The 19055-nt window shown below is 66.4% G+C and carries 18 protein-coding genes; 6 read left to right on the top strand and 12 right to left on the bottom strand.

The genetic code is table 11. The features are described from left to right. The 3 genes from JNK68_03935 to alaC form a co-directional block, all read right to left on the bottom strand. On the bottom strand, window positions 1-509 hold a 509-nt coding region (locus JNK68_03935), incomplete at its 3' end, for a homoserine dehydrogenase (GenBank protein ID MBL8539502.1). Next, on the bottom strand, window positions 506-943 hold the full coding sequence (locus JNK68_03930) for a GNAT family N-acetyltransferase (protein ID MBL8539501.1): 438 nt from the start codon (window positions 941-943) through the stop codon (window positions 506-508). The genes JNK68_03935 and JNK68_03930, both read right to left, overlap by 4 nt. A gap of 127 nt (window positions 944-1070) precedes the next feature. Next, window positions 1071-2255 carry an alanine transaminase gene (gene alaC / locus JNK68_03925; protein MBL8539500.1) on the bottom strand — a complete coding sequence of 395 codons (1185 nt, stop codon included), beginning with the start codon at window positions 2253-2255 and terminating at the stop codon, window positions 1071-1073. 88 nt (window positions 2256-2343) lie between these two features. Between alaC and JNK68_03920 the strand changes: the two genes are divergently transcribed. Next, the gene (locus JNK68_03920; protein MBL8539499.1) at window positions 2344-2715 is read left to right on the top strand and encodes an Mth938-like domain-containing protein; all 372 of its coding nucleotides are present in this window, start codon (window positions 2344-2346) and stop codon (window positions 2713-2715) included. Window positions 2716-2724: 9 nt separating this feature from the next. Here the strand turns inward: JNK68_03920 and JNK68_03915 are convergent, their stop codons facing one another. Continuing rightward, a complete protein-coding gene (locus JNK68_03915) occupies window positions 2725-3648 on the bottom strand; it encodes a histone deacetylase family protein (GenBank protein ID MBL8539498.1) in 924 nt (307 codons plus the stop codon). A gap of 160 nt (window positions 3649-3808) precedes the next feature. Between JNK68_03915 and JNK68_03910 the strand changes: the two genes are divergently transcribed. The 4 genes from JNK68_03910 to JNK68_03895 all read left to right on the top strand — a co-directional run bounded on the left by JNK68_03910 (window position 3809) and on the right by JNK68_03895 (window position 10486). Further along, complete coding sequence (locus tag JNK68_03910; GenBank protein MBL8539497.1) at window positions 3809-6508, top strand: bifunctional acetate--CoA ligase family protein/GNAT family N-acetyltransferase; 2700 nt, start codon at window positions 3809-3811, stop codon at window positions 6506-6508. Between the two features lie 105 nt (window positions 6509-6613). Next, the gene (locus tag JNK68_03905; GenBank protein MBL8539496.1) at window positions 6614-7531 is read left to right on the top strand and encodes a MoxR family ATPase; all 918 of its coding nucleotides are present in this window, start codon (window positions 6614-6616) and stop codon (window positions 7529-7531) included. A 31-nt stretch (window positions 7532-7562) separates the two neighbouring features. After that, window positions 7563-8531, top strand: a complete 969-nt coding sequence (locus tag JNK68_03900; GenBank protein MBL8539495.1) for a DUF58 domain-containing protein — start codon at window positions 7563-7565, stop codon at window positions 8529-8531. Next, on the top strand, window positions 8528-10486 hold the full coding sequence (locus JNK68_03895; protein ID MBL8539494.1) for a DUF3488 domain-containing transglutaminase family protein: 1959 nt from the start codon (window positions 8528-8530) through the stop codon (window positions 10484-10486). The genes JNK68_03900 and JNK68_03895 overlap by 4 nt, the downstream gene beginning before the upstream one ends. Window positions 10487-10495: 9 nt before the next feature. On the opposite strand, the gene rpoS is transcribed toward JNK68_03895, so the two are convergent. From rpoS to scpB, 5 genes are all read right to left on the bottom strand, one after another. Continuing rightward, window positions 10496-11431: an RNA polymerase sigma factor RpoS gene (gene rpoS / locus JNK68_03890; GenBank protein MBL8539493.1), complete on the bottom strand. Its 936-nt coding sequence runs from the start codon at window positions 11429-11431 to the stop codon at window positions 10496-10498. A 2-nt stretch (window positions 11432-11433) separates the two neighbouring features. Then, window positions 11434-12495, bottom strand: a complete 1062-nt coding sequence (locus JNK68_03885) for a peptidoglycan DD-metalloendopeptidase family protein (GenBank protein MBL8539492.1) — start codon at window positions 12493-12495, stop codon at window positions 11434-11436. A gap of 11 nt (window positions 12496-12506) precedes the next feature. Further along, a complete protein-coding gene (locus tag JNK68_03880) occupies window positions 12507-13163 on the bottom strand; it encodes a protein-L-isoaspartate(D-aspartate) O-methyltransferase (protein MBL8539491.1) in 657 nt (218 codons plus the stop codon). Beyond that, on the bottom strand, window positions 13160-13900 hold the full coding sequence (gene surE, locus JNK68_03875; GenBank protein MBL8539490.1) for a 5'/3'-nucleotidase SurE: 741 nt from the start codon (window positions 13898-13900) through the stop codon (window positions 13160-13162). Before surE ends, JNK68_03880 begins: the two co-directional genes overlap by 4 nt. A 129-nt stretch (window positions 13901-14029) precedes the next feature. Continuing rightward, window positions 14030-14809 carry a methylmalonyl-CoA decarboxylase gene (gene scpB / locus JNK68_03870; protein ID MBL8539489.1) on the bottom strand — a complete coding sequence of 260 codons (780 nt, stop codon included), beginning with the start codon at window positions 14807-14809 and terminating at the stop codon, window positions 14030-14032. A gap of 387 nt (window positions 14810-15196) precedes the next feature. Between scpB and JNK68_03865 the strand changes: the two genes are divergently transcribed. Further along, window positions 15197-16201, top strand: coding sequence for a hydroxymethylglutaryl-CoA lyase (locus JNK68_03865; GenBank protein ID MBL8539488.1), 1005 nt, complete (start codon window positions 15197-15199; stop codon window positions 16199-16201). A gap of 104 nt (window positions 16202-16305) precedes the next feature. Here the strand turns inward: JNK68_03865 and JNK68_03860 are convergent, their stop codons facing one another. The 3 genes from JNK68_03860 to JNK68_03850 form a co-directional block, all read right to left on the bottom strand. Then, on the bottom strand, window positions 16306-17160 hold the full coding sequence (locus JNK68_03860) for a MaoC family dehydratase N-terminal domain-containing protein (protein MBL8539487.1): 855 nt from the start codon (window positions 17158-17160) through the stop codon (window positions 16306-16308). Between the two features lie 111 nt (window positions 17161-17271). Continuing rightward, entirely contained in the window at window positions 17272-17706 is a 435-nt protein-coding gene (locus tag JNK68_03855) for a thioesterase family protein (protein ID MBL8539486.1), read from the bottom strand. Window positions 17707-18380: 674 nt separating this feature from the next. Beyond that, the gene (locus JNK68_03850; protein MBL8539485.1) at window positions 18381-18803 is read right to left on the bottom strand and encodes a hypothetical protein; all 423 of its coding nucleotides are present in this window, start codon (window positions 18801-18803) and stop codon (window positions 18381-18383) included. Window positions 18804-19055: the final 252 nt, after the last annotated feature.

Here is a 19055-nt window from a genome sequence, read left to right as displayed (position 1 = left end):
CGCATCTCGGTCAGGATGAAGTTGCTGGTGCCGTTGATGATGCCGGCGATCCACTCGATGCGGTTGGCCGTCAGCCCCTCGCGCAAGGCCTTGATAATGGGCACGCCGCCGCACACCGCGGCCTCGAAGGCGACCATGACGCCCTTCTTCTGCGCGGCGGCGAAGATCTCGTTGCCGTGCACGGCGAGCAGCGCCTTGTTGGCGGTGACGACGTGCTTGCCGTGTTCGATGGCGGCGAGGATGAGGTCCTTCGCCACCGTGTAGCCGCCGATCAGCTCGATCACGATGTCGATCTCGGGGTCGCGCACGACCGCGAACGCATCGTCCACCACCTGCGCCGCACCGTTGACGACGCTGCGCGCGCGCTCGATGTCGCGGTCGGCGACGGTGTGGATCAGGATCTCGCGCCCGGCGCGCCGGGCGATCTCTTCCTGATTGCGGGTGAGCACGGTGAAGGTACCGCCGCCGACAGTGCCGATGCCGAGCAGGCCTGCATGAATGGGTCTCATAGGTTCTTCTTGAAGCCGAAAGTCTTGATCGTGTAGCCGGCGGCGAAATAGAAGCGGTGTGCCCGCTCGCGGCCGGTTCCGGAATCGAGGTCGATCACGGCGCAGCGCGCGTCTGCCGCCTTCTGGTCGAGTGCGCCCAGCAACGCGCCGCCGATGCCGCGTGAACGACACTCGGCATCCACCACCAGGTCGTCGACGTAGAGTTTGCGTCCCTGCGAGGTGTTCTCGTACACGCGGTAGACCGCCACCCCGGCCACCTCGCCCGCGTACAGTGCGACGATCATCCGCCCGCCGCCCTCGAACACGCGCCCCATGGCGTCGGCGTAGGGCGCGGCGAGCTGCGGTCGCAACTGCCGGTGCACCCGCTCCGCCGCCTTGAGCCAGCCCAGCTCGGCGATGCCGCCGGCGGCATCGGTGATTTCGATGAGTTGCACGCCAGCCCCTATTGCGTCGAGCCGACGCTTCGTGGCTGAACCTCGCGCGCGCCGCCCTCGCTCCGGCCGCGCACGGCGCTTGGCCTGCACCGCAGGTCAGCCACCGCCGAAACGCACCTCTCGTCCCTCACAGCAGCCCGTCCTTGCGGAACATCTCCTTGATGCCGCGCAGTGCCTGGCGCGTGCGCGGTTCGTTCTCGATCAGCGAGAAGCGCACGTGGTCGTCGCCGTATTCGCCGAACCCGACCCCGGGCGATACGGCCACCTTGGCGTCGTTCAGGAGCTTCTTCGCGAATTCGAGCGAGCCCGCCGCCTTGTAGGGCTCCGGTATCGGCGCCCAGACGAACATGGTCGCCTTCGGCACCTCGATCCCCCAGCCGACCTGCTGCAGCCCCTTGCAGAGCACGTCGCGCCGGTTCTGGTAGGTCCGGCAGATGTCGCGGACGGGCTCCTGCGGGCCTTCGAGCGCGACGATGGCAGCCACCTGCAGCGGCGTGAACGTGCCGTAGTCGTGATAGCTCTTCATGCGGGCGAGCGCCGCCACGAGTTCGGGGTTGCCGACCATGAAGCCGATGCGCCAGCCGGGCATGTTGTAGCTCTTCGAGAGCGTGAAGAACTCCACCGCGACGTCGCGCGCGCCCGGCACCTGCAGGATGGAGGGCGCGCGATAGCCGTCGAAGACGATGTCGGCATAGGCGAGGTCGTGGACGACGTAGATGTGATGCTCGCGCGCAAGCTCGATCACGCGCTCGAAGAACGAGAGCTCGACGCACTGCGTGGTCGGGTTGCTCGGAAAATTCAGGATCAGCATCTTGGGCTTCGGATAGCTGTCGCGGATCGCCCGCTGCAGCTCCTCGAAGAAGTCGACGCCGCGCGCCATCGGCACGTGGCGGATGTCGGCACCGGAGATCACCGGACCGTAGATGTGGATCGGGTAGCTCGGATTCGGTACCAGCACGATGTCGCCAGTATCGAGCGTCGCCAGCGTGAGATGCGCGATGCCTTCCTTCGAACCGATGGTGACGATCGCCTCGCTGTCCGGATCGAGTTCCACGTCGTAGCGCTCGCGATACCAGTTGCAGATCGCCCGCCGCAGACGCGGAATGCCCTTGGACACCGAATAGCGATGGGTATCCGGACGCTGCACGGTCTCGATCAGCTTGTCGACGATGTGCTTCGGCGTCGGTCCATCGGGATTGCCCATGCCGAAGTCGATGATGTCCTCGCCACGCTTGCGCGCCGCGGCCTTGAGCTCGCCGGTGATGTTGAACACGTAGGGCGGCAGGCGCCGGATGCGGCTGAACTCTTCCATGGGATCGGGGGGCGGTTAGGCGAGGCAAAAAAAGCTATTATTTTAGGATGCGCCGCCATGTGCGGCAAATCCAGGTCGATGCCGTCGCATGAAATTCCATCTCGCCACCGCACCCGGCGTGAACCTTTTCTCCGGTTACGGCGACGGCTATGTCGCCGTCAACGGCGTGCGCCACGAAACGAGCCTGGTGCTGATGCCGGAGCGCATCATCGCGCCCTGGGACGCGCCGGCATTCGAAGCGCTCGGCCCGGCGCACTTCGAGTTCCTGCGCGGCCTTGGCGCCGAAGTGGTGCTGCTCGGCACCGGCGCGCGCCTGCGCTTCCCGCCGGCATCCCTGCAGCGGATCATCCTGCAGGCGGGCACCGGCCTGGAGACCATGGACGCCATGGCGGCGTGCCGCACGTACAACATCCTGGCCGCCGAAGGCCGGAAGGTCGCGGCGGCGATCCTGCTGCGCTGAACGCCGCGGCTACAGCCCCGAGAGCACCTTGAGGTGGGTCATCACGCTGCGGCCGAGCGCATGCAGCTCATAGCCACCTTCCAGCACCGACACGACGCGCCCCTGGCAGTGCTTCTGCGCGAGATCGAGCAGCGTCTGCGTCACCCAGGCGTAGTCCGATTCGACGAGCGCCATCGACGCCATGTCGTCGTCGCGATGGGCGTCGAACCCGGCTGAGATCAGCAGCAACTCGGGCTGGAAGGCGTCGATCGCCGGAATCCAGTGCTCCGTCACCGTGTCGCGGAAGCGCTGCCCGCCGGTATAGGCCGGCAGCGGGATGTTCACCATCGTGGGCGAGCGCCCTTCCGTGCCGCAGTACGGATAGAACGGATGCTGGAATGTCGACACCATCAGCACCCGCGGGTCGTCGCGGAAGATGTCCTCCGTGCCGTTGCCGTGGTGGACGTCGAAGTCGGCGATGCAAACGCGCTTGAGCCCGTGCCGTTCGAGCGCATGGGCGGCGCCGACGGCGACGTTGTTGAAGAAGCAGAAGCCCATGGCGCGCTCGCGCTCGGCGTGATGTCCCGGCGGCCGCACCGAGCAGAAGGCGGTTTTCGAGCCACCGCCCAGTACGAGATCCACCGCATACACGACCGCTCCCGCCGCGCGCAGGGCCGCACGCAGCGAGAAGGGATTCATCGCGGTATCGGGGTCGAGGTGATGGATGCCCGCCTTGGGAACCGCGGCGAAGATGCTGTCGATGTACTGCTTCGAGTGCACCCGTTCCAGGTGCTCGCGCTCCGCCGCGGGAGCGTCGCGGTGATCCAGATAGTTGATGAGCCCGGAGGCGATCAGCTGGTCTTCGACGGCGCGCAGCCGCAGCGGGCTCTCCGGATGGTACGAGCCCATGTCATGGGCGAGACAGTCTATGTGGGAAATGAACGCAGTGGTCAAATCTACGCCTCCTTCCGGCGCGGGGTCAGCACACCCCTTTTTGACAAATTTGTTGTATTTTCGAAATGTTATAGCCAGAGAGCGGCAAAGTCTATTATGATCGAGCACGGATATTGCAATGCAACATAGCATTCCCTCCCCAACTCGTGAGATCTTCTCCATGACCTCACTGTATACCGTCGAACGCCGCTATCTTGCCCAGCTCTTCAGCCCCACCTCGGTCGCCTTGATCGGCGCCGGTGAACGCGAAGGGAGCGCCAGTCGCGCGTTGGCGCAGAGTCTTCTGCTCGGAGGCTTCAAGGGCGAGTGCTATGCGGTCAACCCGAACTACGAGACGGTGCTGGGCACCCCCTGCTACCCCACGGTCGAGGCGATCGGCAAACCAATCGATCTTGCGGTCATCGCCACGCCGTCCGAGGCGGTGCCGGAAGTCATGGAGTCGTGCCGCCGGGCCAAGGTCGGCGCCGCCCTGGTGCTCGCCACCGGAATGCAGCGCTCGAACCCGCAGGGGCAGGCGCTGCTGGATTCGACGCTGGCCGTTGCCCGCAAGGCCGGCATCCGCGTCCTCGGTCCCAACTCGATCGGACTCGCGCGTCCTGCCCTGTCGCTGAACGCTGCCCTCGTGCCCGGCCCCATCAAGGCCGGTGCGGTGGCCCTCGTGTCCCAATCTGGTGCATTGCTCACGTCGATGCTCGACTGGGCACGCAGCGACGACATCGGATTTTCGACCATCGTCTCCCTCGGCAATCGCTGCGACGTGAGCTTTTCCGACGTGCTCGACTTCCTCACCAGCGACCCCCAGACGGAGAGCATCCTGCTCTATGTCGAGGGCTTCAATCGACCGCGCCGCTTCCTGTCCGCGCTGCGCGGGGCGGCCCGCATCAAACCCGTCATCGTGGTCAAGTCCGGACGCCAGGCCGCCGGGCTGCGCGCGGCCGTGACCCACTCCGGCGCGATGGTCGGTCGCGACGACATCTTCGATGCGGCGCTGCGCCGCGCCGGTGCGGTGCGCGTCATGACCTACTATCAGCTCTTCTCTGCAGCGAAGTGTCTGTCCTCCCGCTACAAACCGTGCGGCGACCGTCTGGCGATCGTCAGCAACGGCGGCGGTCCGGGAGTGCTGGCCGCCGACTGGGCCATCGATCAGGGCCTGCACGTGGCCGAACTGGCGCCGGCGACCGTCGAGGCCATCCATCAGGTCCTGCCGGCGGACCCGCCCGCGCACAACCCGGTCGACATCCACGAAAGCTCCGGCGGCGATCGCTACGCGGTGGCGATCCGTGCCTGCATGCAGGACCCGCAGGTGGACGGTGTGCTGGTCATCCACACGCCGCAGGTGGTGTCGGATCCGGAGGAAGTGTGCGACGCGGTGATCTCGGTACACCGTGAGAGCAGCAAGCCGTTCATTGCATGCTGGATGGGCGACGAGCACGTCGCGAAGACCCGCCAGCGCCTGCAGGACGCCCGGATCCCCGTCTTCCGCACGCCCGAGCCCGCAGTCGAGTCCTTCCGCAACATCGTCAACTACTACCGCAATCAGCAGTTGCTCATGCAGGTGCCGGGGCCGCTGCAGCGGGATCAGCCGGCCGACGTCGAAGGCGCGCGGATCCTGGTCGAAGCAGTGCTGGCAGAGCGGCGCAAGATCCTCACCGAAACCGAATCGAAGGCGCTGCTGGCGGCCTTCCGCATTCCCGTCGCCAAGACCGTCGTCGCCCGCTCGCTCGCCGAGGCCATCGTCAACGCCGAGCAGCTCGGCTTTCCGGTCGCGATGAAGATCAGCTCACCGGACATCGTGCACAAGAGCGAGGCGCGCGGCGTGCGGCTCGACGTGCAGAACGCGCAGGAACTGCGCGCCGCCTATACGGACATCATCGCCAGCGTGAAGCGCCTGTCACCCAACGCGCGCATCGAGGGCGTGGCGATCCAGCCGATGGGCGTGAAACACAACGGGCGCGAGCTCAACGTCGGTGTCGTCACCGATCCGCAGTTCGGACCCGTCATCAGTTTCGGCGCCGGCGGCTCTCTCGTGGACGTGCTGGCCGACCAGGAAGTCGCGCTGCCGCCCCTGAACGGTTTTCTCGCGCGCGACCTCATTGCCCGCACGCGCATTGCCAAGACGCTCGGCGCCTATCGCAACATGCCGCCGGCGAACGTCGACCAGCTCGTCGACGTCATCGAGCGCGTCTCGGAAATGGTGTCCGAGCTGCCGTGGATCGTGGAGATGGACATCAACCCGCTCATCCTCGACGAGGAAGGCATCATCGCCGTCGATGCCCGCGTCGTCGTCGATCACCCGTCGCCGGACCTCTTCGGGCGCTACGCCCACATGGCGATCTGCCCGTATCCCGAGCATCTGACGGAAACGCTGGTGCTGTCCGACGGCACCGAGATCGTGATCCGTCCGATCCGCCCCGAAGATGCCGAGATGGAGCAGGAGTTCGTGCGCAACCTGTCGGAAGAGTCCCGCTACAACCGCTTCATCACCACGGTGCGGGAGCTGTCGCAGCGGATGCTGGTGCGCTTCACGCAGATCGACTACGACCGCGAGATGGCGCTGGTCGGCGTGACCCGGCAGCAGGGCCGCGATGTTCAGATCGGCGTCGCCCGCTATATCATCAACTCGAGCGGCGACACCTGCGAGTTCGCCATCGCGATTGCGGACAACTGGCAGAGTCACGGCATCGGCGGGCGCCTCATGGTGAGCCTCATGGATGCGGCCCGCGAGAAGGGGCTGCGCCGGATCGATGGCGATGTGCTGACGGCAAACACGAAGATGCTGCGCTTCATGCAGAAGCTCGGCTTCGAGGTGCTGCCGAACGAGGACGATCCCGACCTCAAGCGCTGCGTGCGCGCGCTCTAGCGCGGCGCTCAGGGGGCAGCGGCGGGCCCTGGCGCCGCGGAATCCGTGGCACCAAACTTGCACCCGCAAGGCGCGTTTTCCCCCGCCCGCAAGCCGGAATCACCCATGCCCCAGCCTGTAGACAGCGTCGTTCAGCAGGTCTCCGCCGTCATCCTCGGCAAGGAAAAACAGATCCGTCTCGCCGTCGCCTGTCTCCTCGCCCGCGGCCATCTCCTGATCGAGGACCTCCCCGGCGTGGGCAAGACGACGCTTGCCCACGCGCTCGCAATTTCCCTCGGGTTGGACTTCCAGCGCATCCAGTTCACCTCCGATCTGCTGCCCACCGACATCCTCGGCGTGTCGATCCTGGATCGTGAAAGCAGTGAGTTCCGCTTTCATCCGGGACCCATCTTCGCGCAGGTGATCCTCGCCGACGAGGTCAACCGCGCGACGCCGAAAACCCAGAGCGCGTTGCTGGAAGCGATGGCGGAACGGCAGGTCACCGTCGAAGGCGAGACACGCCCACTGCCGCAGCCATTCTTCGTCATCGCCACGCAGAATCCCTCGCACCAGGTCGGCACCTTTCCGCTGCCGGAATCGCAGCTCGACCGCTTTCTCATGCGCATCACCCTGGGTTATCCCGATCGCACGGCCGAGCGATCGCTGCTCGAGGGGGCGGATCGTCGCGATCTCATCGCGAACCTGCAGCCGAAGCTCAAGCCCGAGAACCTGGTGTCCCTGCAGCGGCAGGTGAGCAGCATTCACGCATCGGCGGCGCTGCTCGACTACGTCCAGGCGTTGATCGAACACTCCCGCCGTTCACCCGATTTCATCGCCGGGCTGTCACCGCGCGCCGGTCTCGCGCTGCTCGCCTGCGCGCGCGCCTGGGCACTCATGGAAGGCCGCGATGAGGTGCTGCCGGAGGACGTTCAGACTATCCTGCCGGGTGTGATCGGCCATCGGCTGCAAACGGCAAGTGAACTCGTGCGCGCAAACGGCACGGAAGTCTCGCGCAAGCTGGTCGCTGAAGTCGCCATTCCCTGAAGGCACGCACCGTCAGCGCGGGAGCGCGTCCTTGATCGACATCGTCAAGCCCATCATCGAGGACTGGCTCGCGCGTCCCGGCCGCGTGCAATCCGCGCCGCTCACGCTGACGCAGCGGCGCATCTTCATCCTGCCGACCCGCTACGGCTTCGCCTTCATCCCGGTGCTGCTGGTGATGCTCGCCGGATCGGTGAGCTATGGCCTGTCGCTCGGATTCGTCCTGACCTTCCTGCTCGGTTCCGTGGCGATCGTTTCGGTGCTGCACGCCTACCGCAACCTGGCCGAGCTGCGCGTGAGCCTTGCCCGCGCCGAACCGGTGTTCGCCGGTGATACGGCGTGCTTTCCGGTGCACATCGAGAACCCGTCGCGGCAGCCGCGATTCTCCATCGGCCTGGCGCGCCGGCCCGAGGAACAGGGCTTCGCCGACATCGCGAGCGGTGGCCACGCCACTCTCGAACTGCGCATCCCCGCCTCCCGCCGCGGGGTGCTCGGCGCCGGTCGCTTCAGTCTCTTCACGCGCTATCCGATCGGTCTTTTCTGCGCCTGGTCGCCGATCGAGCTGGAGGCCACCTGCCTGATCTACCCGCGGCCCGACGACGCCCCGCTGCCAGCCACGGCGCGCCATGCGCAACTGGGAGAGTTCGTTCCTGCCGGCAGCGGCGACGAAGACTTCGCGGGCCTGAAGCCCTATCAGCCGGGGGATTCGCCGCGGCGCATCGCGTGGAAGGCATCGCTGCGCGGCGAGACGCTGCTGACCAAGACATTCTCCGGGCAGGCCAGGGATGAGATGTGGCTCGACTGGAACGATCTGCCGCCTCACCTCGGGATCGAAGCCCGCCTGTCGCGGCTCGCCAACTGGGTGCTGCAAGCCGACCGCAGCGGCGCCGCGTACGGGCTGCGTCTGCCGACGCGTCACTTCGCACCGGCAACTGGCGAACAGCACCGCCAGCGCTGCCTGGAGGCGCTCGCCCGCTTCGACGGCGGCGAGGCGACGGCATGACCGCCGGCACCCCGCTGCAGATCTTCAGCGTCTACTCGCTGCTTTTCGCCGTGCTGCTGGCGGCGGCACCGCATGCGCTGCACGTTCCGAAGTGGGTGCTGCTGCTCGCGACCACACTCTGGCTGTGGCGCGTCTATCTGCTGCACCGCGACCTGCGACTGCCCAACCGCTGGCTGCTCAGCCTGTTCACGATCGCCGGCTCGGTCGGCATCTTCTTCCATTACCGCAGCCTCTTCGGCCGCGATGCCGGCGTCACGCTGCTGGTCCTCATGCTCGCCCTCAAGCTGATGGAAATGCGCGGGCGTCGCGACGCGATCATGGTGATCTTCCTGTCGTATCTGCTGCTCATCACGCATTTCCTGTATTCGCAGACGGTCGCCACCGCCGCCTACATGCTCGCCGTCGTCTGGCTCATCACCATGACGATGGTCGGCTTCCAGCAGCGCGCCCCGCGCGAGGCGTGGAAGGCAGCGCTGCGCACGTCCGGGCTGCTGCTCACGCAGGCCGTGCCGCTCATGCTCGTGATGTTCCTGTTCTTTCCGCGCGTGCAGACACCCCTGTGGAGCCTGCCCCAGGAAGGTTTCGCCGGCAGCACCGGGCTGTCCGACACCATGGCCCCCGGCAGCCTGTCGAATCTGAGTCTCTCCGATGCCGTCGCCTTTCGCGTGCGGTTCGAGGACGAGCCGCCCAACCGGGCGCTCCTCTATTGGCGCGGACCCGTGCTCTGGGATTTCGACGGCAAGGCTTGGCGCGGCGGATCGGCGCTCGGCGGTCCCACTCCGGCGCTGGTCGCCACGGGCGATCCGGTCCGTTACACGATCACCGTGGAGCCGCACCAGCAGAACTGGCTGTTCGCGCTCGACCAGCCGGCGCTGACGCCCGAGGCGAGCCGCATCACACCCGATTTCCAGATCCTCCACGCGAAGCCCCTGCGCGATCGCAAGCGCTACGAGATGATGTCGTATCTGTCATATCTGCTGGAACCCGGCGCGCTGGCCCCGGAGGAGCGCGACCGCGGCCTGCAGCTTCCGCCGGCCGTGGCCCCGCGTGCCCGCGCGCTGGCGGCACGCATCCGGGCGGAGGCGGCAAACGACGAGGACGTGCTGTTGCGCACGCTCGACTATTTCGCCACGCGTCCCTTCTTCTACACGCTGAGTCCGCCGCTGCTCGGCGACGATCCTGTCGACGAGTTTCTGTTCCAGACCCAGCGCGGCTTCTGCGAGCACTTCGCCTCTGCGTTCGTCTTCCTCATGCGCGCGGCGGGCGTGCCGGCGCGGGTGCTGACGGGCTATCACGGCGGCAGCCTTAACCCGGTCGGCGACTACCTCATCGTCCGCCAAGCCGATGCACACGCCTGGGCCGAGGTCTGGCTGGCCGGTCGCGGCTGGGTGCGTGTCGATCCCACCGCCACGGTATCCCCGCAGCGGCTGGCCGAGGGTCTGGCGGCCGCGGTTCCCGCCGACGACCCGGTGCCGTTCCTCGCGCGCGAGGACGTAGCCTGGCTGCGCCAGGCGCTGTACCGCTGGGACGCGCTCGCCAATGCCTGGAACCAGTGGGTGCTGGGATACAACCCGGAGCGCCAGCGCAGCATCCTGGCGCGCGTCGGTTTCGACGATGCCACCTGGCGCACGATGGCGATGGTGTTGCTCGTCTTGAGCGGACTCGTGCTCGTGGCGCTCACCGCGCTGCTCTTCCTCAACCTGCGCGCGCAGCGCGACGATCCGGTGCAGCGTGCCTGGCTGCGCTTCTGCGAGAAGCTCGCGCGGCGCGGCGCCGCTCGCCATCCCTCCGAAGGACCGGTCGACTACTGGCAGCGCGTCGCGCGTGACTTCCCGCAGGTCGCCACCGACGTGCAGACGATCGGTGAGTTGTACGTCCGCTTGCGCTACGGCAGGACGGCGCCGGCCGAAGACGTGACGCGACTCAAATCGCTGGTGGCCGCCTTCCGCATTTGAGTCCCGGGATCAGGGCAGCGCGTCGCGCGAAACGCCCCGGCGCCTGAGGATCCTGCGCAGGCGGTGCAAGGCCTCGAGCTGGATCTGGCGGACACGCTCGCGCGTGAGTTCCAGGTCTTCTGCCAGCTGTTCGAGCGTCATCACCTCGGCGCCGTTGAGACCATAACGGCACTCGATGACATGCCGCTGCTTGAAGGTGAGCTCGCCGAGCCAGCGCTGGACCTGCGACTCGGTCTCGGAGAGTTCGAGCTTGCGGTCCGGTCCGCGGGCCGCGTCATCCGGGACGGATTCGCCGACCGACAGCATCGAGTCGACTTCGAGCGGCGCGTCGAGCGAGGTCGTGCGCTCGTTCAGAGCCAGCACCCGGCGTACCTCCGCGGACTTGCGCCCGGTGAGATGCGCCACGTCCTCCACCGTCGGCTCCCCATCGCCATGGGTCTCGAGATAGCGCGTCGCGCGCAGGATGACGTTGAGTTCCCTGATCACGTGCACGGGCAGGCGGATGGTGCGCGATTGGTTCATGATCGCGCGCTCGATGCTCTGCCGGATCCACCACGTCGCATAGGTGGAAAAACGGAAACCGCGCTCCGGATCGAACTTCTCCAGGGCGTGGATCAATCCGAGGTTCCCTTCCTCGATCAGATCGGGCAGCGCCAAACCGCGGTTCATGTAGTGCTTCGCGATGTTGACCACGAGCCGCAGGTTGTGCTCGATCATGGTCTGCCGCGCCTTGAAATCGCCCTGCCTCGCAAGACGTGCGTGGCACAGCTCCTCCTCGGCCGAGAGCAGGGCGTTGTGGCCGATCTCATTGAGGTACAGCTGCATGACATCGGACAGCAGGTCGCTCGCCGCGCTGTCGATCTCTGGCGCGAGCGGCTCCTCGGTGCCGAGGAAGGACGCTTCCTCGACCGGATCCTCTTCTCCCGGCAGCAGGCCGGCAACCATCATCAACCCTTGCCCGAAGGCAGATACCTGAGCGGATCGACCGGCTTTCCCTGACGCCGGATCTCGAAGTGCAGCTTCACCTGGTCGGAGTCCGAGTTTCCCATCTCCGCGATCTTCTGTCCCTTGCTCACGCTCTGCCCCTCTTTCACCAGGATCTCGCTGTTGTGGGCATAGACGCTGAGATAGGTCTTGTTGTGCTTGATGATGACGAGCTTGCCGTAGCCGCGCAAGCCGCTGCCGGCATACACCACCTTGCCGGCGGCGCTGGCGAGCACGGGCTGTCCGGCCTTGCCGCCGATGCCGATGCCCTTGAGGTTGGCGGCTTCGGAATAGGCGGTCACCACTTTGCCGGTGGCGGGCCACGACCAGTTCACCCGGTCCTCGTCGTCGTCCGTGGCCTCCGGGGCGGCGCCGGCCTTGGGATCGACCTTGGCCAGATCCGTCTTCGGTGTCTCCGCGCGCGCGCCGTCCTGCTTCGCCGCATCGGCACCGCCGGCTTTCGGCAGCGGTCCGGCCACGACTGCGGCAGCGGGTGAAAACGGCGACGGCGCCGACGTCAATTCGTTGAGCGCGGCCTCCGAGTAGGGCAGGCGTTGCGCCTTGGGTCCCTTGACGAGCGCGGCCGGCGGGCCGGGTTCCACGGTGCGCGGGGCCGGTGCCGCCGTCGTCTCGCCGCCCAGTGGCTTGCCCTCGGCGGGGGGCACGGTCGCGAGCGGTGACACGGTCGCCGGCGCGCCGTCGGCAGGGGGCGAGGCCGGCGCACGCAGACGCAGCTGCTGACCGACCGCGATGCGGTTGGGATCGGCGATGCCGTTCCACACGGCGAGATCGCGATAGTCGACCCCCTGATCGAGCGCGATCGAGTGCAGTGTGTCACCCTTCTTCACGGTATAGAACTCAACGCGCGCGTCCGTGGCGGTTGGCTTGCGGGTCGGAAGTTTGGCGGCGCTGCCGCGCTCGATCACGGGTGCCGGCAGCGGCGGGGAGCTGCTGCAACCGGCGGCGAGCATGATCGCCACTGTCGCAGCCAGGACCGCAAACCAGCGCGGAAACTTGTGCAGCATCGATGTCATCCTCAGGCCGTCCCGGGCAGCAGCGGCACGAACTTGACGTCTTCCAGCGTGGCTTCGTCGTAGCCGCGCGGCGTGCGCGTGATACAGCACAGGCGCTGTTCGCGGGTACCGAGCGGGAACACGAGCCGTCCGCCGACCGCGATCTGGGCAAGCAGCGCCTCCGGCACGTGTGTGGCGGCGGCCGCCATGACGACGGCGTCGAACGGCGCCACCTCCGCCAGGCCGCGATGGCCATCGCCGTGACGCAGCTTCACGTTGTGGATGCGCATGCCGCGCAGGCGTACGCGCGCCTTGGTCGCCAGCGCGGCAACGCGCTCGACGGAGTAGACCTCGCGTGCGACGCGGGAGAGCACGGCCGCCTGGTAACCGCAGCCGGTCCCGATGTCGAGCACGCGCGCAAGCGGCGCACCGGCACGCGCGACTTCGACCATGCGCGCCACCACGTAGGGGCTCGACATCGTCTGCCCGAAGCCGATCGGCAGTGCGATGTCCTCGTAGGCGCGGCTCGCCAGCGCTTCGTCGACGAAGCGGTGACGCGCGATTTCCGCCATCGCGGCGAGCACGATCTCGTCCTTCACGCCGCGGTCGCGCAGGCGTTCCACCATGCGCAGCCGCGTGCGCTGCGACGTCATGCCGATGCCGGCGTCGGGTCCGTTCATCCGATCCATGTCCGCACCGCGTCGAGTTGCGCGAAGTGCGTGAGATCCATCTGCAGCGGCGTCACCGACACCCGGTTCTGCGCGACAGCGTGGAAGTCCGTGCCCTCGCCCGCGTCCTGCGCATTGCCCGCCGCGCCCACCCAGTACACCATGTTGCCGCGCGGATCGCGCGACGGCACCGCCGGCTGCGCCTTGTGGCGCCGGCCGAGCCGTGTGACCGCGATGCCGGCAAGCGCCTCGAAGGGCACGTCGGGGACGTTCACGTTGAGAAGCACCGGCTGCGCGATCGGCCGGTCGCGAAACCGCTCCACCATCTGCGCCGCGACGCGTCCCGCCGTGTCGAAGTAGCGCGCGGACTTGTTCGTGATCGACACCGCGAACGACGGGATGCCGAGGAGAAATCCTTCCGTGGCGGCAGCGACGGTCCCGGAATAGATCGTGTCGTCGCCCATGTTGGCGCCGTCGTTGATGCCGGAGACGATCATGTCGGGCAGATGGTCGAACAGGCCGGTCACCGCCAGGTGCACGCAGTCGGTCGGCGTTCCATTCACGTAGGTGAAGCCGTTTGCAGCCTTGCGTACGGTCAGCGGCCGATCCAGGGTAAGCGAGTTGCTCGCCCCGCTGCGATCCCGTTCCGGCGCCACCACGACGACCTCGCCATAGGGCGAAAGCGCCTCTGCGAGCGCCGAGAGTCCCGGCGCGAAATAGCCGTCGTCGTTGGAGAGAAGGATGCGCATGGATCCGGCACTGCAATTTGCAAACCACGATTCTATCGCGTCCCGGGGAGGGCGCGGGTCGGCTGACCGCGCTCGCAGCCGATCGCCCGCCCGGTGCGTTGCGGAATCCGTCTTCGCGCTGTTTGCGGATCATCGACCCTTGAAGTCCGGCTTGCGCTTTTCCTTGAAGGCGCGGATTCCCTCCTGGTAGTCCTCGCTGTCGTATACCACGCGACGCAATCCCTGAACGCGCTCAAAGCCCTCGGGCGACATCGGCCGCGCGCTCGAAAGGATGCGCAACTGCTCCTTCATCACGGCAACACTGAGTGGCGCATTGCGTGCGATCTGCCGCGCCAGGTCGAGCGTAAAAGTCTGGAGCTCTGCCGCCGGCACCACGTGGTTCACCATGCCGAGACGTTCGGCCCGCGCCGAACTCATCGGCTGCGCCGTGAACGCCATCTCCTTCATGACATGGAGATTGGCGGCGTTGAGGAAGTTGACCATGCCCGAGACGTTGTACGGCACGCCGAGTTTCGCCGGCGTCAGGGCGAAAGTCGTGGCCGGTGTCGCGACGATGAGGTCGCACGCGAGCGCGAGCTCGCAGGCGCCGCCCCAGACGGTGCCCTCGATCATGGCGATGACGGGTGCCGGAAACGTCTGTATGCCGCGCACCAGCTGGCGCAGAGGATCGTCCCAGCCGAGCGGGTCGCGCTGCGACTTCGGCAGTTCGTTCACGTCGTGTCCCGCCGACCACACCTTCTCGCCTGGCTGGGAACGCACGACGAGCACGCGAACGCCGCCGGCCCGCAGGCTCGCCAGCGTAGTCACGAACTCCGCCACCAGCGGCTCGCTCAGCGCGTTGCGCTTCTCCGGGTGATTCAGGGTGACGAAGCCGAGTTCGCCTTGCTGCTCTGGAAGGATCAGGGGCATGTCTTGGGTCCTGTATCTATGACGAGAACGCGGAAGACGAAAATCCAAACCGACGCGGGAAGCGCCGCAAGGGGATGATGTGACGCGGTCGAGACAGGGAGATCGGACATTCGGTGCAACGGCGCGGCCTGCTGTCACCCGCCGTCGGGCCTCGGCATTTCGGGGCCGATCGCACCTTTTCGGCGGCAGATTAGGCCAGAAACAGGGTAATGATGCAATCGCGCGTCCCTCGGCCCCCCTGCGCTGGTAAATCATCCGGATGAACGCCGCAGCGCCGGGCCCGCGGAGCGTACGGAGGAGATCCTCGCCGGCATCGGCATCGAACGCGCCGCCTTGGAGGAACTCCAGAATTCAGGCATCGTTCGACGAGACCGTTCGGAGATTCTCATGCACCCAGCAGACGGCAAGCGCATCTACGTCCAGGACGTCGCGGTGCGCGACGGCTTTCAGATCGAACCGATCTTCATCCCGACCGAGGTGAAGATCGCCCTCATCGACCGGCTCTCGCGCACCGGCTTGGCCAAGATCGAGGTCACGTCCTTCGTGTCGCCCAAGGCGATCCCCGCCCTGGCCGATGCCGAGGCGGTCATGCGCGGGATCGCGCGCGTAGCCGGCGTCGAGTATGCGGCGCTGGTGCCCAACGTCCGGGGCTGCGAGCGCGCGCTCGCCTGCGGCGTAGATGAAATCAACCTGGTGATGTCGGCGAGCGCGAGTCACAACCGGGCAAATCTGCGCATGACGCAGGAGCAGTCGCTTGCTCAGTTCGCCGAGATCGTCGGGATCGTACAGGGACGCACGGCGATCAACGCGTCGCTGTCGACCGCTTTCGGTTGCCCCTTCGACGGCGCGATCGACCCCGTGCAGGTGATCGCGTTCATCGATCGCATCACGACGCTCGGCATCGACCGCATCAGTCTGTGCGACACGACGGGCATGGCCAATCCTGCCCAGGTCGAACGCCTGTGCACCGCCGTCATCGCGCGTTGGCCGAAGGTCACGCTGACCGCCCACTTCCACAACACCCGCGGCATGGGGCTCGCCAACGTGCTGGCGGCGCTCGACGCCGGCGTGCGGCGCTTCGACGCGTCGCTCGGCGGGCTTGGCGGCTGTCCCTTCGCGCCGGGCGCAGGCGGCAATGTGTGTACCGAAGACATGGTGCACATGCTGCAGACCATGGGCTACGCCACCGGCGTCGACCTCGAAGCGCTGATCGCCATCGCGCACGACTTGCCGGCTATCGTCGGCCACGACGTTCCTGGCCAGGTCATGAAGGCCGGCCCCTGGAACCGTCGCTATCTGCTGCCGGAAGGCGCGGGTGATGTGCAGCAGCGGCTGGCGGGCACGCCGAGCGGCGGTTGCGCCGCGAATCCGTCACCCGCCGCTACTGCGTGAAGGGAAAGTCAGGCTCCGCGCACACTCTTCGGGAAGCTCCGGCAGCGGCACGTCGTCGCGAGACCGTGCGAAAGCTCGCTCAACCGCCACCTGACGGGAGCGAATCACTCAACGGTTGCTTCCGCCCTCATGCTCACCACGCCATCGGGCAGCGTGAGCCAGAGCGCCGCGCGCTCGGAGTCGACCACGGCGTGGAGCGTGAGCGTTGCGCCAAGGATCGCCGGTGCGAGCCCGCGATAGCTGAACTGCCTGAGCCGCCTCCCCGTCACCGCTTCGGCGTAATTGGCGAGCATGGTCGCGTTCAGGGGACCGTGAATCACCAGATTGTCGTACCCCTCCACGTTGCGACAGTAGTCCACGTCGTAGTGAATGCGGTGGCCGTTGAAGGTGAGCGCGGAATACCGGAAGAGCATGGTCGAGGTCGGCGTGTAGGTCCTTGTGAACTGCGCGACCGGGGCATCGTTCGCGGCCGCACCCGGGCGCTTGTCGGGCGGCGTCGGTTCGCGGTAGACGATGTCGTGCTCCTCGCGGACGAGGAGTTCACCATGCAGCGACTTGAGTTCGTGCAGCACCGTCACGAACACCAGATCCCCGCTGCGGCCCCGTTTGTGGTCGATCTTGAGGATAGAGGATTCCTTGCGCACGACGGAACCGATGGGAATGGACCCGGCGAAGAACACGCGGCCGCCGGCCCACATGCGGTTGGACAACGGCACGGGTGGCAGAAAACCGCCCCGTGCGGGATGGCCGTCGCGGCCGAGCTCGCGCTGGGGCAGCGCTTCCAGAAAGTAGATCCAGTGCCAGAGGGACGGCAGCGGCTCGCCGTCGCGGATGCGCTCGGGTGCCGGGTAGTCCACCGTGGCCGCCATCAGCCCGGCGTGACGGGCGAGGATGACGTCCTCATCGGTTCGCGACTTTCCGAGCCAGGTGCGAAGGTGGTCGAGGTCGAGGTTGCCCATGGGCGATCCTTCCGTTCGGCAGCAATGGAACAGCAGGTCGTGGGGGATGCGCGGCGATCCGTCAGGGCTTGCGAATGATTCGACGCGGGACCTGCCCATCACACGCGCAGGCTATGCGAGCGCTTCGCCGGCGCGTCGCCGAAAACTGTCCGGTAACGGTGCGACCTTGCGCCCGGCGTAATCGAAGAACACGATGCCGGTCTTGCCGCGCGCGACCTCGCGACCCGATGCCTTGTCGTCCATCCGCCAGAGCAGGTCGCAGCCATACTTGTTGAAATCGGCGGCGGCCGTGCGCACGACCATCGTCTCACCGTGGAAGGCTTCGGATCGGTACTGCACGGCGGCGTCCGCGACCACGATGCCGACGCCCTCCACGTTCATCTCCGAGTAGCCGAGCCAGCCGAAATAGCGCGCCCGCGCTTCGGAAACCAGCGTGAGCAGCAACGCGTTGTCGAGATGACCCGTGTAGTTCATGTGGCTCAAGTACAAAGCGATTTCCGTGGTGAAGGAAAACCGCTCCGGAAGGTCGATCTGGACTCGGGCCATGACGGTGCGGGGCGAAGGTTGGCGATGCCCCACTCTACCGCTTCGGCGAGTGCGCGGTCGAGACGATTAGAGGTCAGCGTTCCCCTGACAGGTGCCGGGAAATGAGAGGAACGCGCCGATCAGGCACTGGGCGAAAGAGAAGATCTGGTCGGGGCGAGAGGATTTGAACCTCCGACCACCTGCACCCCATGGAAAAATTCTTTTGTGATTTCTCAAGGGCTTGGCGCTTTTTCTCACAGCGAAGCGGCCGATTCTCAGGAAAGTGTCATCGCTGACCTCGCGGCCGGGCGCATCGGTCGGCGCGTCAGCGGGAGCGGGTAGGTCGGCCGTTACCTGATCTGAGAGAGTGAAAAGCGTAGCGTTGCGGCGCGCTCGGACGCGGTGCCCCGCGTGTCTGCTTCTGCCCTTCAGAACCTACAGCGCCATCGGGACCAGGCGCGGCTTCGCGCGCGCGAGCGACGCGCGGTGGCGCAATTCCTTCGGGCGGCAGCGCGCCGAGCGCGGGCGCACCCGCGCGCGCCCTGGCCGCAGCATTTCGATTGCGGAGGCGAGCGCTACATGGTGGTCGGGACGACCCTCGGACAGTCTGCTGATCCTGGATCGCCACGGCGCGGCGCAAGCGGCGAGCGGCTATGGTGCGCTCGACTGAGGGGTCAAAGCTGCTTCGAGGTCGGCTACGGCACGATTAGGAAGATTCTCTGGGCCTCTTCAATTACGAGCTGCAGACACTGCGCGAGTTCGTCTTCCAGCAACAAGTACTCATCGCACTTGTCTTCCACCGCATCTGGGTCGTACTTGGTGCCCATTGTCACGATCAGCGACGTGTGCGCGATGTGATTCCGTTTTTCCCTGAGCTTGTTGAGGCGGGCGACCAGCTCTTTGTTCGTATTCAGCTTCGAGAAGGTGTTGAGGAGGCGCTCCAGAGGGAAGGATTCGACGTCCTTTTCCGAGTAATCGAAGTGGATAGCATCGCCGACACGACTCTTAATCACGGAGTACGCGCGGCCGATGTATGCCTTTAACGCGAACTCGAGTAACTGGAAGTTCCCAAGAATGCGTAGGATGAGTCGTTTGTAGGAATCGCGCGACTCGTCCATCGTGCGGCCTACCGCGGGTTAGGCGTCGCGCTCATAGACGAGAGTTGCAGAACAGCTGACGTACTCGACAATACGGTCCCCACGGTTGGTAATGTCATAGTGCTGGAGGTCTACCTCGTAGGGGAGCACCGCTCTGAGTTCAGCCTGCCATTCCTTGTAGTGGTACATCCAGGACGTGAAGGGCAGTTCGTCGCCTCCGACAGGATCGATCTCCATTGCAACGTCGAGGTCGCTGTCTGCACGATGGACTCC

The organism is Betaproteobacteria bacterium, from assembly GCA_016791345.1.
GTDB lineage: Bacteria > Pseudomonadota > Gammaproteobacteria > Burkholderiales > JAEUMW01 > JAEUMW01.
The sequence above is the reverse complement of the archived record's forward strand: the minus strand, read 5'-3'. Positions and strand labels throughout refer to the sequence as shown.

Bases quoted from the DNA above. Each gene is read 5' to 3' on its own strand.
- alaC (MBL8539500.1), bottom strand. From the start codon at position 2,255: ATGGAAGAGTTCAGCCGCATCCGGCGCCTGCCGCCCTACGTGTTCAAC.
- JNK68_03920 (MBL8539499.1), top strand. From the start codon at position 2,344: ATGAAATTCCATCTCGCCACCGCACCCGGCGTGAACCTTTTCTCCGGT.
- JNK68_03910 (MBL8539497.1), top strand. From the start codon at position 3,809: ATGACCTCACTGTATACCGTCGAACGCCGCTATCTTGCCCAGCTCTTC.
- JNK68_03905 (MBL8539496.1), top strand. From the start codon at position 6,614: ATGCCCCAGCCTGTAGACAGCGTCGTTCAGCAGGTCTCCGCCGTCATC.
- JNK68_03895 (MBL8539494.1), top strand. From the start codon at position 8,528: ATGACCGCCGGCACCCCGCTGCAGATCTTCAGCGTCTACTCGCTGCTT.
- rpoS (MBL8539493.1), bottom strand. From the start codon at position 11,431: ATGGTTGCCGGCCTGCTGCCGGGAGAAGAGGATCCGGTCGAGGAAGCG.
- JNK68_03885 (MBL8539492.1), bottom strand. From the start codon at position 12,495: ATGCTGCACAAGTTTCCGCGCTGGTTTGCGGTCCTGGCTGCGACAGTG.
- JNK68_03880 (MBL8539491.1), bottom strand. From the start codon at position 13,163: ATGAACGGACCCGACGCCGGCATCGGCATGACGTCGCAGCGCACGCGG.
- surE (MBL8539490.1), bottom strand. From the start codon at position 13,900: ATGCGCATCCTTCTCTCCAACGACGACGGCTATTTCGCGCCGGGACTC.
- scpB (MBL8539489.1), bottom strand. From the start codon at position 14,809: ATGCCCCTGATCCTTCCAGAGCAGCAAGGCGAACTCGGCTTCGTCACC.
- JNK68_03865 (MBL8539488.1), top strand. From the start codon at position 15,197: ATGCACCCAGCAGACGGCAAGCGCATCTACGTCCAGGACGTCGCGGTG.
- JNK68_03860 (MBL8539487.1), bottom strand. From the start codon at position 17,160: ATGGGCAACCTCGACCTCGACCACCTTCGCACCTGGCTCGGAAAGTCG.
- JNK68_03855 (MBL8539486.1), bottom strand. From the start codon at position 17,706: ATGGCCCGAGTCCAGATCGACCTTCCGGAGCGGTTTTCCTTCACCACG.
- JNK68_03850 (MBL8539485.1), bottom strand. From the start codon at position 18,803: ATGGACGAGTCGCGCGATTCCTACAAACGACTCATCCTACGCATTCTT.